This window comes from Pseudoxanthomonas sp. SGNA-20, assembly GCF_003931635.1.
Classification (GTDB): domain Bacteria; phylum Pseudomonadota; class Gammaproteobacteria; order Xanthomonadales; family Xanthomonadaceae; genus Pseudoxanthomonas.
In genome coordinates this window covers 16,144-30,018 of the sequence record NZ_RRYK01000011.1, presented here as the reverse complement: position 1 = coordinate 30,018, position 13,875 = coordinate 16,144, and the positions used below count along the sequence as shown (strand labels likewise).

At 72.0% G+C, this 13,875-nt stretch carries 13 protein-coding genes; 5 read left to right on the top strand and 8 right to left on the bottom strand.

Annotation, left to right across the window (positions count from 1 at the left end):
• Window positions 1–34: 34 nt before the first annotated feature.
• Genes EIM48_RS14325 through EIM48_RS14315 form a run of 3 tightly spaced genes read right to left on the bottom strand, consistent with a single transcriptional unit; the run spans window position 35 to window position 2,062 of the window.
• Complete coding sequence (locus tag EIM48_RS14325) at window positions 35–457, bottom strand: ketosteroid isomerase-related protein (RefSeq protein WP_028915747.1); 423 nt, start codon at window positions 455–457, stop codon at window positions 35–37.
• Between the two features lie 43 nt (window positions 458–500).
• On the bottom strand, window positions 501–1,118 hold the full coding sequence (locus tag EIM48_RS14320; protein WP_019398101.1) for a YdcF family protein: 618 nt from the start codon (window positions 1,116–1,118) through the stop codon (window positions 501–503).
• Window positions 1,106–2,062, bottom strand: coding sequence for a pyridoxal-phosphate dependent enzyme (locus EIM48_RS14315; protein WP_019398100.1), 957 nt, complete (start codon window positions 2,060–2,062; stop codon window positions 1,106–1,108). Before EIM48_RS14315 ends, EIM48_RS14320 begins: the two co-directional genes overlap by 13 nt.
• 135 nt (window positions 2,063–2,197) lie before the next feature.
• Here EIM48_RS14315 and EIM48_RS15465 point away from each other — a divergent pair, with 135 nt between their 5' ends.
• From EIM48_RS15465 to EIM48_RS14300, 3 genes are all read left to right on the top strand, one after another.
• Window positions 2,198–3,001 (top strand): hypothetical protein, encoded by an 804-nt coding sequence (locus tag EIM48_RS15465; protein WP_199728435.1) that lies wholly within the window; start codon window positions 2,198–2,200, stop codon window positions 2,999–3,001.
• 454 nt (window positions 3,002–3,455) lie between these two features.
• A complete protein-coding gene (mnmG, locus tag EIM48_RS14305; RefSeq protein WP_125111955.1) occupies window positions 3,456–5,345 on the top strand; it encodes a tRNA uridine-5-carboxymethylaminomethyl(34) synthesis enzyme MnmG in 1,890 nt (629 codons plus the stop codon).
• Between the two features lie 68 nt (window positions 5,346–5,413).
• Window positions 5,414–6,112 (top strand): glutathione S-transferase, encoded by a 699-nt coding sequence (locus tag EIM48_RS14300; protein WP_199728434.1) that lies wholly within the window; start codon window positions 5,414–5,416, stop codon window positions 6,110–6,112.
• 22 nt (window positions 6,113–6,134) lie between these two features.
• On the opposite strand, the gene EIM48_RS14295 is transcribed toward EIM48_RS14300, so the two are convergent.
• Both EIM48_RS14295 and EIM48_RS14290 read right to left on the bottom strand, forming a co-directional pair.
• The gene (locus EIM48_RS14295; protein WP_019399990.1) at window positions 6,135–6,659 is read right to left on the bottom strand and encodes a rhodanese family protein; all 525 of its coding nucleotides are present in this window, start codon (window positions 6,657–6,659) and stop codon (window positions 6,135–6,137) included.
• Window positions 6,660–6,669: 10 nt separating this feature from the next.
• A complete protein-coding gene (locus tag EIM48_RS14290) occupies window positions 6,670–6,987 on the bottom strand; it encodes a metalloregulator ArsR/SmtB family transcription factor (protein WP_125111953.1) in 318 nt (105 codons plus the stop codon).
• 76 nt (window positions 6,988–7,063) lie between these two features.
• Between EIM48_RS14290 and EIM48_RS14285 the strand changes: the two genes are divergently transcribed.
• Window positions 7,064–7,423, top strand: coding sequence for a carboxymuconolactone decarboxylase family protein (locus EIM48_RS14285; protein ID WP_019399988.1), 360 nt, complete (start codon window positions 7,064–7,066; stop codon window positions 7,421–7,423).
• A 206-nt stretch (window positions 7,424–7,629) separates the two neighbouring features.
• Window positions 7,630–8,538 carry a cation transporter gene (locus tag EIM48_RS14280; protein WP_233581705.1) on the top strand — a complete coding sequence of 303 codons (909 nt, stop codon included), beginning with the start codon at window positions 7,630–7,632 and terminating at the stop codon, window positions 8,536–8,538.
• Between the two features lie 88 nt (window positions 8,539–8,626).
• On the opposite strand, the gene EIM48_RS14275 is transcribed toward EIM48_RS14280, so the two are convergent.
• From EIM48_RS14275 to EIM48_RS14265, 3 genes are all read right to left on the bottom strand, one after another.
• Window positions 8,627–10,987: a Tex family protein gene (locus EIM48_RS14275; RefSeq protein ID WP_125111951.1), complete on the bottom strand. Its 2,361-nt coding sequence runs from the start codon at window positions 10,985–10,987 to the stop codon at window positions 8,627–8,629.
• A 105-nt stretch (window positions 10,988–11,092) separates the two neighbouring features.
• Window positions 11,093–11,647: a DUF6624 domain-containing protein gene (locus EIM48_RS14270; RefSeq protein WP_125111950.1), complete on the bottom strand. Its 555-nt coding sequence runs from the start codon at window positions 11,645–11,647 to the stop codon at window positions 11,093–11,095.
• Window positions 11,648–11,696: 49 nt separating this feature from the next.
• Window positions 11,697–13,856, bottom strand: coding sequence for a S46 family peptidase (locus EIM48_RS14265; RefSeq protein ID WP_028915742.1), 2,160 nt, complete (start codon window positions 13,854–13,856; stop codon window positions 11,697–11,699).
• Window positions 13,857–13,875 lie beyond the last annotated feature (19 nt).

Here is a 13,875-nt window from a genome sequence, read left to right as displayed (position 1 = left end):
CGAATCACAAATCACAAATCACGAATTCCCGCTCTCACCCCACCTGCGCAATCCAGTCCTGCAGGTTGTAGTAGTTGGTCACCCGCGCGATCTTGCCGTCGCGGATGTCGAAGAACGCGCCGCCGGGCAGCACGTAGGCCTGGCCCTTGGCCGGCGGCAGGCCCTCGTCGTCCTTCAGGTACTGGCCGTGGACCACGTACTCGGCCGCCGCGCGGGTGCCGTCGGCCGTGGCCAGGACCACGATGTCCTCCAGCCGCTCGCGGTAGCTGGCGTCCATGCGCTGCATGAAGGCGGCGAAGGCCTCGCGGCCGGTCTCGCGCGGGCCCTGGTTGAGGTCGTGGACCACGTCCTCGGCCAGCAGCGCGAGCATGGCCTGGCGGTCGCCGCGGTTGAACGCGTCGTAGTAGGCGGTGACCAGGGCAATGGCCCGGGCCTGCGGGGTGGTGTCGTTGCTCATCTTGGTTCCGGTGGAGGGAAGGCCGCGCATGATACGGCGCGCTTCAGGCCACGCGCGCCACCAGGTCGCGGTGGAAGAAGTAGACCTCCTGCAGCAGGAAGCGCCACTGGGTCTGGAAGCTGCGGAAGCGGGTGCTGGGCGTGGGCGAGCCGGCCGCCTCGATGCCCAGGTGCCGGCACAGGCGCAAGGCGCGGGACATGTGCAGCGGGTCGCTGACGATGATCGCGCTGTGCAGGTCGCGCTGCCGCATCAGTTCGCGCGCCTGCAGCAGGTTCTGCAGGGTGGTGCGCGAGGAGGTCTCGATCAGGATCGCCTCTTCCGGGATGCCCTGGCGCACGGCGTAGCGCCGCGCCACCTGGGATTCGGCGAAGCGCGCGCCGGTGCCGTAGCCGCCGGTGAACAGCAGCACTGGGGCGTAGCCGGCGCGGTACAGGTTCAGGCCGTGGCGGATGCGTTCCTCGAACACCGGCGAAGGCCGCGCGTCGTAGGCGGCGGCGCCGAGCACGATGATCGCGTCGGCCGGGCGCGCATCGTCGCGGTGCCCGACCCATACGATCCAGCCGGCCACGCCGGCCAGCCAGGCCAGGACCAGCAGCATCAGCCGCGCCATCCAGCGGCCGAATCCGCCGCCGCGCCGGCGCCGCGATCTCAGGCGCGCCAAGGCAATGCCTCCAGGTCCACGTTGCCTCCGGTGAGGATCACGCCCACGCGCTTGCCGGCCAGCTGCGGCGCACGCGCCAGCACCGCGGCCAGGGCCAGCGCCGAGGACGGTTCGATGGTCTGCTTGAGCACCTGCCAGGCCAGGCGCATGGCCTCCAGGGTGGCCGCGTCATCGACCACTGCGACCTCGGCGCCGGCCGCGCGCAGCACCGCCAGGTTGGGTGCGCCGATGCGCGCGCGCAGGCCGTCGCACACGGTGTCCGGGACGAAGTCCTGCGGCGGCGCGCCATGCGCCAGGGCATGCGCGGCATCCGCGGCGCCGGCCGGTTCGGCCAGCAGCAGGCGGCAGCCGCGCCCGGCGACTTCCAGCGCCAGCGCGCAGCCGGCCGCCAGGCCGCCGCCGCCGACCGGCGCCACCAGCACGTCCAGGCCGCCGGCCTGGTCCAGCAGTTCCAGCGCGGCCGTGCCCTGGCCGGCGATCACCAGCCGGTTCTCGTAGGGGTGCACGATGCTGGCGCCGGTTTGCGCGGCGACGTCCGCGCAGGTGGCCTCGCGCGCGGCCTGGGTGGGCGCGCAGCGCCACAGCACGGCGCCGTGGCGGCTGATGTTGGCCAGCTTGGCCCCGACCGCGCCCTCCGGGACGACCACGTGGCAGGGAATGCCGCGCTCGCGCGCGGCCAGCGCCAGGGCGGCGCCGTGGTTGCCGGAGGAGTGGGTGACCACGCCGCGGGCGGCGGCTTCGGCATCCAGCGCCGCCACCGCGTTGCAGGCGCCGCGGAACTTGAACGCGCCGCTGCGCTGCAGGTGTTCGGCCTTCAGGAACAGGGTGCAGCCGGCCAGTGCGTCGAGCGTGCGCGAGCGCAGCACCGGGGTGGTGGCTGCCCGGCCTGCGATGCGCGCGGCGGCGGCGAACACCTCGTCGGCGGCGGGCAACTGGGGGATCATGCGACACAGGTTAACTGAACGGCCCCGCCGCCGACCCCTGCCCAAGGCTGCATTGGGGCGCGGGAGCGGCAAGGGTTAAGCACGGATTCAAAGCGCGGCACCGAAGCTGCCGGCATACCGTACAGGGGGTGGCCCATGAAACTGAGGATGCTGAGCGGACTGGCCTGCGCCCTGGCGCTGTCCGGTTGCGCGACCTACGACTACGTGGGCACCGGCTACGGTGGCGACTATTACAGCGGTGCGCCGGTCACCGAGTACCACTACCACGAGTACGGTTACGGCTACCCCTATTACCGCTACACCCCGGGCGTCTCGCTGGGGGTGCATTACTACTACGGCGGGCGTTACCCGGCCTACGGCTATCCCGCCTACCCGTACTACCACGCGCCGTACCGCCCGCCGGTGCGGCCGCCGGCCACCGCCGGCGGCAGCCGCCCGGAAGGCCATCGCCCGCCGCCGCCGAAACACGACAATCCCGGCCATGATCGCCCGCGCGAGCGCGCGCCCTGGCGTGACCTGGACCGGCTGCGCGAGCAGCGCGCCGGCGCCGCGCGCGGCCCCGGGCGTCCGCAGCCCAGGCCGCAGGCGGCCCAGGGTGGCCCCTACCAGTCCCGCCCGCAGGCCGCCGGCCGGCCGGGCGGCATGGGGCCGGCCGCCGCCCCGGCGCCGCGCCCGGTGCAGGAGTACCGTCCGCGTCCGGACAACCAGGGTCGGCGCCTGCCGCTGCAGCAGCGCCTGCGTGCCGAGGAGGCCAACGCCGCCCCGGCCGCGCAGCCGGCGGTCACGGGTGGGCCGCGCCCGGCCACCTACGGCGAATCGCGTCCGGCCACGGTCCGCTCGCCGCGCCCGGTGGCCGGCGACGTCCCGCGTCCGGTCAGCAGCCCGCGGCGGGCCGAGCGGGTTCCCAGGTTTGAGACGCGGCGCACGCTGGAGCGCTGAAAATACGCTTGCGTTTGTGCGGCGCGCGCCGGCAAGCTAGCGCCCGTGTGACCGGCGGCGTCAACTTCTGACCCAGTCCGGCCAAGCCATGTCGATGTCCGGTAGGGAAATCTGGATCCCCCCTGTTCCGGCCCTACCGGACGTCGGCACCTCTGCACAGCCCGGCCCGAAAGGCCGGGCTGTCCCTTTTCCGGGCCGGAAAACCCGTAGCGACGCGGGTTGCGGGCAAAAAAAGGGGGCCGGCAGTCCCCCGACTGCCGGCCCCAGGCTTCCCCATCGCGTGCATGATCGGCCCCTGTTCCAATTCCGATCAGCGCCCCCCGACGCTTTGCCGCGATGGGTGCACATCCGGTATATCCGCACGAAGCGTGCCAAACTTTAGGGCCTGTCCTAAAAAAGCCCGGCCGTGCCTGGTCCCCGCGCGGGCCCCCCGGCCGTGGCGGGAACCGCCCCCATGCCTTCCTCCTTCCACCAGTACGACGTCATCGTGATCGGCGGCGGCCACGCCGGCACCGAGGCCGCCCTGGCCTCGGCCCGCTCCGGGGCGCGCACCCTGCTGCTGACCCACAACATCGAGACCGTGGGCGCGATGAGCTGCAACCCGGCCATCGGCGGCATCGGCAAGGGCCACCTGGTCAAGGAGATCGACGCCCTGGGCGGGGCCATGGCCCATGCCGCCGACCTGGCCGGCATCCAGTGGCGCACCCTCAACGCCTCCAAGGGCCCGGCGGTGCGCGCCACCCGCTGCCAGGCCGACCGCGCGCTGTACCGCGCCGCGATCCGGCGCATGGTCGAGACCCAGCCCAACCTGACCGTGTTCCAGGCGGCGGTGGATGACCTGGTCATCGAAGGCGACGCCGTGCGCGGCGCCATCACCCAGACCGGGCTGCGCTTCGAGGCCCCGGCCGTGGTGCTGACCGCCGGTACCTTCCTGGCCGGCAAGGTCCACATTGGCCAGACCACCTACGCGGCCGGGCGCATGGGCGATCCGCCATCCACCACCCTGGCCGCGCGCCTGCGCGAGCGCCCGTTCGCCATCGACCGCCTCAAGACCGGCACCCCGCCGCGGATCGACGGCCGCAGCCTCGACTACTCGGTGATGGAGGAGCAGCCCGGCGACGATCCCCTGCCGGTGATGTCCTTCCTTGGCCGGGTCGAGGAGCATCCGCGCCAGGTCCCGTGCTGGATCACCCACACCACCGCGCGCACCCACGAGATCATCCGTGGCGCGCTGGACCGCTCGCCGCTGTACACCGGCCAGATCGAGGGCATCGGCCCGCGTTACTGCCCCTCGATCGAGGACAAGGTGGTGCGCTTCGCCGACAAGGAGAGCCACCAGGTCTTCGTCGAGCCGGAGGGCCTGGACGTGGTGGAGATCTACCCCAACGGCATCTCCACCTCGCTGCCGTTCGACGTGCAGCTGGAACTGGTGCGCAGCATCCGTGGTTTCGAGCACGCGCACATCACCCGTCCCGGCTACGCCATCGAGTACGACTTCTTCGACCCGCGCGGGCTCAAGCCCACGCTGGAGACGCGGCTGGTGTCGGGCCTGTTCTTCGCCGGCCAGATCAACGGCACCACCGGCTACGAGGAGGCCGCGGCCCAAGGCCTGCTGGCCGGCCTCAACGCCGCCCGCCACGTGCGCGGGCAGGAAGCCTGGGCGCCGCGCCGCGACGAGGCCTACCTGGGCGTGCTGGTCGATGACCTGATCACCCACGGCACCAACGAGCCGTACCGCATGTTCACCAGCCGCGCCGAGTACCGGCTGCAGCTGCGCGAGGACAACGCCGACCTGCGCCTGACCGAGACCGGCCGCCGCCTGGGCCTGGTCGACGACGTGCGCTGGGCGCGCTTCTGCGCCAAGCGCGAGGCGATCGAGCGCGAGACCGCGCGCCTGCGCGCGCTGTGGGCCACCCCGGCCAATGCCGTGGGCCGCGAGGTGGAGCAGGTGCTGGGCGTGGCGGTGAGCCGCGAGACCAGTGCCCTGGACCTGCTCAAGCGCCCGGAGCTGGACTACGCCGCGCTGATGCGGGTGCCGGCACTGGGCCCGGGCGTGGACGATGCCCAGGTGGCCGAGCAGGTGCAGATCGGGGTCAAGTACGCCGGCTACCTGGACCGCCAGCGCGAGGAGATCGAGCGCCAGCGCCGCCATGAGTCCACCCCGATCCCCGCGGACTTCGACTACGCCGCGGTGCGCGGCCTGTCGGCCGAGGTACAGCAGAAGCTGGAGCGCGTGCGTCCGCTGAGCATCGGCCAGGCCCAGCGCATTCCCGGTATGACCCCGGCGGCGATCTCGCTGCTGCTGGTCCACCTGGAACGCCAGCGCCGCAGCCGCGTGGCCTGAAGCGGCCGCGGCGGCGCCGTATGATCGGCGCGTACGCCGTCGCCCCGGCGGCGCGAAGGAGCGTGCCGATGTACGTGCTGCATATCGCCAACCGCAACTACTCGTCCTGGTCGCTGCGGCCGTGGCTGCTGCTGCGGATGCTCGGTATCCCGTTCGAGGAGCGCATGGTGCCGTTCCACGACACCGCGGCCTGGGAGCGGTTCCGCGCGCTGTCGCCCAACGCCAAGGTGCCGCTGCTGGTCGATGGCGACACCGTGGTCTGGGAATCCCTGGCCATCGTCGAATACCTGGCCGAGCGCCATCCGGGCGTCTGGCCGGACGATCCGCTGGCACGCGCCTGGGCGCGCAGCGCCGCCGCGGAGATGCACGCCGGCTTCGGCGAGCTGCGCACGCGTTGCTCGATGAGTTGCGGCCAGCGTGTGCGCCTGCGCGAGGTCCCGGCTTCGCTGCAGCGCGACCTGGACCGGCTTTCGGCGCTGTGGCGCGACGGCCTGGACCGCTTTGGCGGCCCGTTCCTGGCCGGCGCGGCCTTCAGCGCGGCCGATGCGTTCTTCGCGCCGGTGGCGTTCCGCCTGCAGGGCTACGGCCTGTCGCTGGCGGACCCGCAGGCGGAAGCCTACGCGCAGCGGCTGCTGCAGCTGGAGCCGATGCGGCAGTGGTACGAACAGGCGCTGGCCGAGGATTTTCGCGACCTGCCGCATGACGAGGAAATCACCACCTGGGGCACGGTGGTCGAGGACCTGCGGGTGCCGCCGGCAGCCGGATAACCCGGACGCCGCACGCCGTGGTTCAGGCGCGCATCGCCCGGTTCCATGGCATGCGCAGCAGCACGTGGGCCAGGCCGCAGAAGCCGGACACGCCGGCAAACAGCAGGCCGGCGCCGAGGAAGCCGGTCAGCAGCAGGAACCAGGGCGAGACCGTCGCCGCCAGCGTGCTGCCGGCCAGCAGCAGCACGCCCACGGCGATCTGCACCTGGCGGTTCAGTTCCAGCGGCGCCCCGGCTTCGCGCACCACCGGTAGCCCAGCCTGTTTCCACGCATTGATGCCACCGTCCAGCAGCAGGACCTCGCGACCGCCGGCCGCGGCTTCCAGCGCGGCGGCATTGGCCCGGGTACGCATGCCGGAGCGGCAGTGGAAGACCACGGTGCTGGCGGCGGCGTCGCGCAGCTGCGGCGCGGCCTGAAGCCGGTCCAGCGGAACGCAGCAGGCGCCGCTGATGCGTTCGCGCGCATGTTCGTCCGGCGCGCGGATATCGACCAGCAATGCGCCCTGTTCCAGCAGCGAACGGGCGGTGCGGGCATCGATGGTTTTCATGGGGAATCCCTCAGGGGCAGAACACGGACTTGAGCGCGCCCACCAGCGTGGCCACGCGCGGATCGGCGATGCGGTAGTAGACGGCCTGGCCTTCGCGCCGGCAGTCGACCAGGCCGTCGGCGCGCATCCGCGCCAGGTGCTGCGACAGCGCCGACTGGCTCAGGTCCACCTGCTCCAGCAGCTGGCCAACGCCCAGCTCGCCATGGCCGACCAGCAGGCACAGCACCAGCAGGCGCTGCTCGTGGCCGAGCGTGCGCAGCATGGCGGCCGCCTCGGCGGCGCCTTGCTGCATGAAGGCGAGGTCCTTGCGGGTGATGGCTGGGCTCATGCGGCCAGTATATGAGTATTGCCTAATTTAGCAATCACTAATATTCTCGCTGCACATCCTACTGCCGGAGGCCAGCATGAACGCCGCCAACTACACCGAACTGACCCGTGACATCTCGCGCAACCTCACCGCGCTGCGCACCCACAATGCCGACGTGATGCAGGGCTTTGGCGCGCTGGCCAAGGCGGCGATGGCGCCGGGCGCGCTGGACGAGAAGACCAAGGAACTGATCGCCATGGCCATCGGCGTGGCCAACCGCTGCGACGGCTGCCTCGGCTTCCACGCCAAGGCGCTGGTGCGCCTGGGCGCCACCCCGGAGGAGTTCCGCGAGATGCTGGGCGTGGCGGTCTACATGGGTGGGGGGCCGTCGCTGATGTACGCCGCCAATGCCCAGGCCGCCTACGACGAGTTCCGCAAGGCGGCCGAAGCGGCCTGAGCGGTTCGCCCGGGTTGCCGGGCGCGGCCGATTCCGCTCCGGCTTCCCCGGCCCTGCTTCCGGCGTGGCCTGCCCGGCGCGTCGCGACGGGGCGCTACCGGGCGGTGCCGCATGCGCCAGACCGCCGCCGCCGCGTTAACCTCGACGCCATGTCGTCGTCGCCACTTCCGCCACGGCAGGTCCAGGCAGGTCCCAGCGAGCAGACGGTGCTGGCCGTCTCCATCGGCGTGACCCTGCTGGTCGCGGCGCTGGGGATCGTGTTCGGACTGCTGTCCCGCTCCTTCGCCATCGTCTTCGATGGCGTGTACTCGCTGGTGGACGTGCTGATGACGGTGGTCACCCTGCTGGTGGCGCGGCTGATCGCCGCGGCCGATGCCGGCGGGCCGCAGAACCGGCGCCTGGTCGAGCACTTCAGCATGGGCTTCTGGCACCTGGAGCCGATGGTCCTGGCCTGCAGCGGGCTGATGCTCACCAGCGCGGTGCTGTACGCCCTGATCAACGCGGTGCACAGCTTCATCGAGGGTGGCCGCGTGCTGCACTTCGGCCACGCCATGCTGTATGCCGGCGTCACCCTGGTGGCCTGTATCGTGATGTCGGTCTACCAGCTGCGCGCGAACCGCCGCCTGAAGTCGCAGCTGGTGGCGCTGGATGCGCGGGCCTGGATGATATCCGGAGCGATCACCACCGCCCTGCTGCTGGCCTTCGCCATCGGCAGCACGCTGCAGGGCACGGCGCTGGAGCACTGGACGCCCTACATCGATCCGGGCGTGCTGGCGCTGGTGTGCGTGCTGATCCTGCCGTTGCCGCTGGGAACGATCCGGCGCGCGCTGGAGGACATCCTGCTGGTCACTCCGCAGGACCTGCGCCTGCAGGTGGAGGAGGTCGCACGCCAGGTGGTGGCCGAAGAGGGCTTCCTCGACTTCCGTGCCTACGTGGCCCGGGTCGGGCGCGGTCGCCAGATCGAGCTGCACTTCATCGTTCCGCGCGGCCAGCCGCCGCGCACGCTGGAGTCGTGGGACCAGCTGCGCGACAGCATCGGCGAACGCATCGGCGGCGATCCGCAGCAGCGCTGGCTCACCATCGCCTTCACCACGGACCTGGAGTGGGCCGAGTAGTCCCCCGACGCGACCGGTACGCGGGTAGCCATCTGCAAAAAAAGAAGGGCCGGCAATGCCGGCCCCTCGTTGGTCGCTGCCGGCCTGCTCAGCCGCGGCGCAGGTTCTTCAGCGCATCGGCCATGGCGCTGTTGAACGGCGCGGCCTGCTGAGGCGCACGCGCCGGGTTGCCGCCACGGCCACCGCGATCGCCGCCGCGCGGGCCGTTGCGCTGGTCGCGGTCGCCGCCACGCGCATCGCGCGCGCTGGCCTGGCCCGGCTCGTCGCTGAGGCGGCAGGTCAGGGCGATGCGCTTGCGCGCCACGTCCACCTCCAGCACCTTCACCTTGACGATGTCGCCGGCCTTGACCACGTCGCGCGGATCCTTGACGTAGCGCTCGGACAGGGCGGAGATGTGGACCAGGCCGTCCTGGTGCACGCCGATGTCCACGAACGCGCCGAACGCGGCGACGTTGCTGACCACGCCTTCCAGGATCATGCCGGGCCTGAGGTCCTTGATGTCCTCCACGCCCTCGGCGAACTTCGCCGCCTTGAACTCCGGGCGCGGGTCGCGGCCGGGCTTCTCCAGCTCCTTGAGGATGTCGCGCACGGTCGGCACGCCGAACTTCTCGTCGGTGAACTGCTCGGGCTTGAGCGAGCGTAGGAAGGCGGTGTCGCCGATGATCTGCTTCACCTCGCGGCCGGTGCCGGCGAGGATGCGCTCGACCACCGGGTAGGCCTCCGGGTGCACCGCCGAGGCGTCCAGTGGCTGCTCGCCGCCGTTGATGCGCAGGAAGCCGGCGCACTGCTCGAAGGTCTTCTCGCCCAGGCGCGGCACCTTCAGCAGCGCCTTGCGCGAGGGGAAGGCGCCGTTCTGGTCGCGGTAGGCGACGATGTTCTCGGCCACGGTCGGGCTCAGGCCCGACACGCGCGCCAGTAGCGCGGCCGAGGCGGTGTTCACGTCCACGCCGACCGCGTTCACGCAGTCCTCGACCTTGGCGTCCAGTGCGCGCGCCAGGCGGAACTGGTCCACGTCGTGCTGGTACTGGCCCACGCCAATGGCCTTGGGCTCGATCTTGACCAGCTCGGCCAGCGGATCCTGCAGGCGGCGGGCGATCGACACCGCGCCACGCAGCGACACGTCCAGGTTCGGGAATTCCCTGGCGGCCAGCTCGGAGGCCGAGTACACCGAGGCGCCGGCCTCGCTGACCACGACCTTCTGCATCTTCAGTTCCGGCGCCAGCTTCAGCAGCTCGCCGGCCAGCTTGTCGGTCTCGCGCGAGGCGGTGCCGTTGCCGATCGCGATCAGCTGCACGCCGTGGGCCACGCACAGCTTCTTCAGCGTGGCCAGCGACTGGTCCCACTGCCGCTTGGGCTCGTGCGGGTAGATGGTGTCGGTGGCCACCAGCTTGCCGGTGGGATCGACCACCGCCACCTTCACGCCGGTGCGCAGGCCTGGGTCCAGGCCCAGCACCGCCTTCGGGCCGGCCGGGGCGGCCAGCAGCAGGTCCTTGAGGTTGTCGCCGAACACCGCGATGGCCTCCGCCTCGGCCTTCTCGCGCGCCTGGTTGAACAGGTCCAGCAGCAGGTGCATGTGGATCTTGGCGCGCCAGGCCAGGCGGCAGGCGTTGCGCAGCCAGGCGTCGGCGGGGCGGCCGCGGTCCTCGATCCCGGCGTGGCGGGCGATGCGGCCCTCGGCGTAGGCGTGGCCGGACTCGGCGTCGGCGCCCGGCTCCAGGTCCAGCTGCAGGAACTCCTCGCGGCGGCCGCGGAACAGCGCCAGCAGGCGGTGCGAGGGGATCTTCGCCAGCGGCTCGGCGTGGTCGAAGTAGTCGCGGTACTTCTCGCCGGCGGTCTCCTTGCCTTCGACCACCTTCGAGCGGATCTGGCCATTGGCCTCCAGCCAGGAGCGCAGCTCGCCCAGCAGGGTGGCGTCCTCGCCCCAGCGCTCGATCAGGATCGCGCGCGCGCCCTCCAGCGCCGCCTTGGGGTCGGCCACGCCCTTGTCGGCGTCGACGAACTGCGCGGCGAACTCCTCCGGGACGCGGGTCGGATCCTCGAGCAGGCCGTTGGCCAGCGGCTCCAGCCCGGCCTCGCGCGCGATCTGGGCGCGGGTGCGGCGCTTGGGCTTGTACGGCAGGTACAGGTCCTCCAGGCGCGACTTGCTGTCGGCCGCCTCGATCTCCGCACGCAGTTCGTCGGTCAGCTTGCCCTGCTCGGCGATGCTGGCCAGGATCGCGGCGCGGCGCTCCTCCATCTCGCGCAGGTAGGCCAGGCGCACCTCGAGGTTGCGCAGCTGGGTATCGTCCAGGCCGCCGGTGACTTCCTTGCGGTAGCGCGCGATGAACGGCACGGTCGCGCCCTCGTCGAGCAGCGCGACGGCGGCCTGCACCTGCTGCGTCTGCGCGCCGATTTCCTCGGCGATGGTCTGGGCGATCTTGCGCGCGAGCGCGGGGGAAATCTCGGTCATGGACTGCGGTTTTCGCGAGGAAAGAGTCGGAAAACCGATTGTCGCCCCCTGCTGCCGGCGATGTAAGCCGTTGACAAGCGCCGCGCGCGCAGTCCCCGGTCCGGCTCAGTCCCCGCCCATCGCCGCCGCGCGGGCGCGCGCCCCGGCCAGGTTGGGCACGCCCATGCGCAGCCGCTCGGCGTCGTCGACCGCGTCCTCGTCAACCGGGGAAAGCTCCAGCGCTCCGTCCTTCCCGGCCTGGTACTGGGTGCCGTACCACTGCGGCTGGCCGCGGTGCAGCAGCAACCGGTCCCAGGCCGCGGCGGTCAGCCAGCGCGCGGCGCTGCGTTGCGGATCCAGGGTTGCCGAAACCTGCGCCAGGGCCAGCGCCGTGCGGTAGTCGTCATCGCTTTCGCCGTGCTGGAACAGGATGCCGGCGCGGAAGTAGTCGGTGGCCGTGCGCAGCTGCCCGGCGCGCAGCAGCGCCAGTACCTCGGCGCGGTGGGCACGGTCCTGCTCGCGCTGGATGTCCCAGTCGATGTCGTCGCGGCTGCGGGCGGCCTGGTCGGCCGCGTAGATCGCTGCCAGGCGCGGGTTGTCCGCGGGGGCGGCGGGGTCGTCCGCCATGGCTGGGCCGGCGATCGCCAGCCCGAGCATCGTGCAAAGCAACAGCCTGCGCATGCAGCCTCCCTGTCGGCACGTGGACGCGCCGACAGGGAGGTGGCCGGGCTTACAGCCCCATTTCCCGCAGCACGTGCGGGGCAGGGTAGACCTTTTCCATCAGCCAGCGCATGTAGCGCATGTCCACGTGGACGGCGCGCTTGTAGCGCGGGTCGAACCACCAGCTGGCACTGACCGCTTCCCAGTTGCTGTCGAAGTTCAGGCCGATCAGCTCGCCGCGGGCGTTGAGCACCGGCGAGCCGGAGTTGCCGCCGGTGGTGTCCAGGTTGGTGAGGAAATCCACGGTCTGGGTGCCCAGCTCCGGATCGGCGGTGTGGCCGAAGTCGCCGGCGGCGATCGCGTCCAGCAGCGGCTGTGGCGCGTCGAACGGCACCTGGCCGGTGTGCTTCTCGACGATGCCGGCCACGGTGGTGACCGGGGCGTAGCTCACCGCGTCGCGCGGCTGCAACGGCGCGAGCTTGCCGTAGCTGACGCGCAGGGTGCCGTTGGCATCCGGGTACAGGGCGCGGCCCTGGGCCTTGCGCCAGGCGGCCAGCGCGCGCATGTATGCCGGGCGCAGGCGCAGCTGCTCGCCCTCGCTGGTCTTGCGCACGTTCTCCAGGCGGATCTGCGCCGGGACCAGGCGCGCGGCCAGGGCCAGCAGCGGATCGGCCGGCAGCGCCTTGCCCTCGCGCGCGGCGGCGAAGGCGTCCAGGCGCGCCTGCTCGTCGCCCAAGCCGGTGCCGGCGTACAGCGCATCCAGCGCCTGCGCCAGCGCCTCAGGGGTGCGCCCGAAGGCGGCGTCGAACTCGGCCACGCGCTGCGCGTCCGGCAGCTGCTGGTAGCGGCCCAGCAGCTCGCGCAGCAGGGCCTTCTCCACCTCCGGGTGGAAGCGGCGCTGCACCTGGCGCAGCTGGCCCTCGATCAGGGCCAGGTCGCGTGCCTGGTAGCCGGGGGCACGCGCGGCGTCGGGCTTGCCGGACTCGATCCGCAGCCGCTCCAGCACCAGGGCCGAACGCAGCAGCTGGCTCTGCGAGGTGGCCACGCCCAGCAGCAGGTCGCGCTCGCGCATGGCGTTGTCGCGCTCCAGCACCTCGGCCAGCGCGTCGATCTCGCGGCGCTCGGCAGCGGGGGTTGCGGCCAGCATCGCCTGCTCGTCGGCCGTGCGCTGGCGCACCGCGTCGCTGCGGCGCAGGCCTTCCAGCTCGCCGGCGGCGCGCTTGCGGTTGTTCTTCAGGCCCTGCAGCTGCGAGGCGTACAGGGTGCGGGCGCGGGCGTCCTCGCGGCCGGCCTGCTCGATCACCGCGATCAGCGCGTCGAACAGCTCCACGCGCGCCGGCAGGGTCCACTCCACCTGGCGCGCGAACTCGGCCGCGGTGCGGTGGCGGTAGGTCACGCCCGGGTAGCCGGCGAGCATGGCGAAGTCGCCAACCTTCGGCCCGGTGGCCGAGACCTGCAGGTGCGAGGGCGGGTTGTAGGGCACGTTGTCCGGCGAATACGCGGCCGGCTTGCCGTCCTTGCCGACGTAGGCGCGCAGGATGGTGAAGTCGCCGGTGTGGCGCGGCCACATGAAGTTGTCGATCTCGTCGCCGTAGTTGCCGATGGCGCGCGGCGGGGCGTAGACCAGGCGCAGGTCGCGCAGCTCCAGCTGGCGGATGCGGTAGAAGTCGCTGCCGGCGTACATGGCCGCCACCGAGCAGCGGATGCCCGGCTCCTGTTCGCATTCGGAGACGATGCGCTTGGTCGCCGCCTCCACCGCCTCCTGGTAGGCGCGGCCCTTGCGGCCGCGGGTGCCGGCCAGGACCTGGTCGGTGACCCTGTCGAAGCCGACCGTCACCAGCACGCGGAAGTCCGGGTTGGCCGGCAGTTCCTCGGCGCGGGTGGCGGCGACGTAGCCGTTGTCGATCAGGTTGCGCTCGGGCGTGGAGTTGTACTGGATCACGCCGAAGGCGACGTGGTGGTTGGTCAGCACCAGGCCGTCGGCGGACACGAACGCGCCGGTGCCACCGCCGGCACGCACCACCGCGTTGAGCGGGGCGGCGGTCAGGTCGGCCAGCTGCGCCGGATCGCCGGCGTAGCCTGCCTCGCGCAGGGCGCCGGCCAGCTGCGGCAGCTGCGAGGGCATCCACATGCCTTCGTCGGCGCGCGCGGGCGCGGACAGGGCGGTAAGGCAGGCCAGGGCGAGGCCGGCGAGCGCGGCGGGTCTTGCTTTGGACATCTGGGGATCCAGCTGGGAAACGAACCGGGGA

Bases quoted from the DNA above. Each gene is read 5' to 3' on its own strand.
- EIM48_RS14325 (WP_028915747.1), bottom strand. From the start codon at position 457: ATGAGCAACGACACCACCCCGCAGGCCCGGGCCATTGCCCTGGTCACC.
- EIM48_RS14315 (WP_019398100.1), bottom strand. From the start codon at position 2,062: ATGATCCCCCAGTTGCCCGCCGCCGACGAGGTGTTCGCCGCCGCCGCG.
- EIM48_RS14275 (WP_125111951.1), bottom strand. From the start codon at position 10,987: ATGACCGAGATTTCCCCCGCGCTCGCGCGCAAGATCGCCCAGACCATC.
- EIM48_RS14290 (WP_125111953.1), bottom strand. From the start codon at position 6,987: ATGAGCCCAGCCATCACCCGCAAGGACCTCGCCTTCATGCAGCAAGGC.
- EIM48_RS15465 (WP_199728435.1), top strand. From the start codon at position 2,198: ATGAAACTGAGGATGCTGAGCGGACTGGCCTGCGCCCTGGCGCTGTCC.
- EIM48_RS14285 (WP_019399988.1), top strand. From the start codon at position 7,064: ATGAACGCCGCCAACTACACCGAACTGACCCGTGACATCTCGCGCAAC.
- EIM48_RS14300 (WP_199728434.1), top strand. From the start codon at position 5,414: ATGTACGTGCTGCATATCGCCAACCGCAACTACTCGTCCTGGTCGCTG.
- mnmG (WP_125111955.1), top strand. From the start codon at position 3,456: ATGCCTTCCTCCTTCCACCAGTACGACGTCATCGTGATCGGCGGCGGC.
- EIM48_RS14270 (WP_125111950.1), bottom strand. From the start codon at position 11,647: ATGCGCAGGCTGTTGCTTTGCACGATGCTCGGGCTGGCGATCGCCGGC.
- EIM48_RS14295 (WP_019399990.1), bottom strand. From the start codon at position 6,659: ATGAAAACCATCGATGCCCGCACCGCCCGTTCGCTGCTGGAACAGGGC.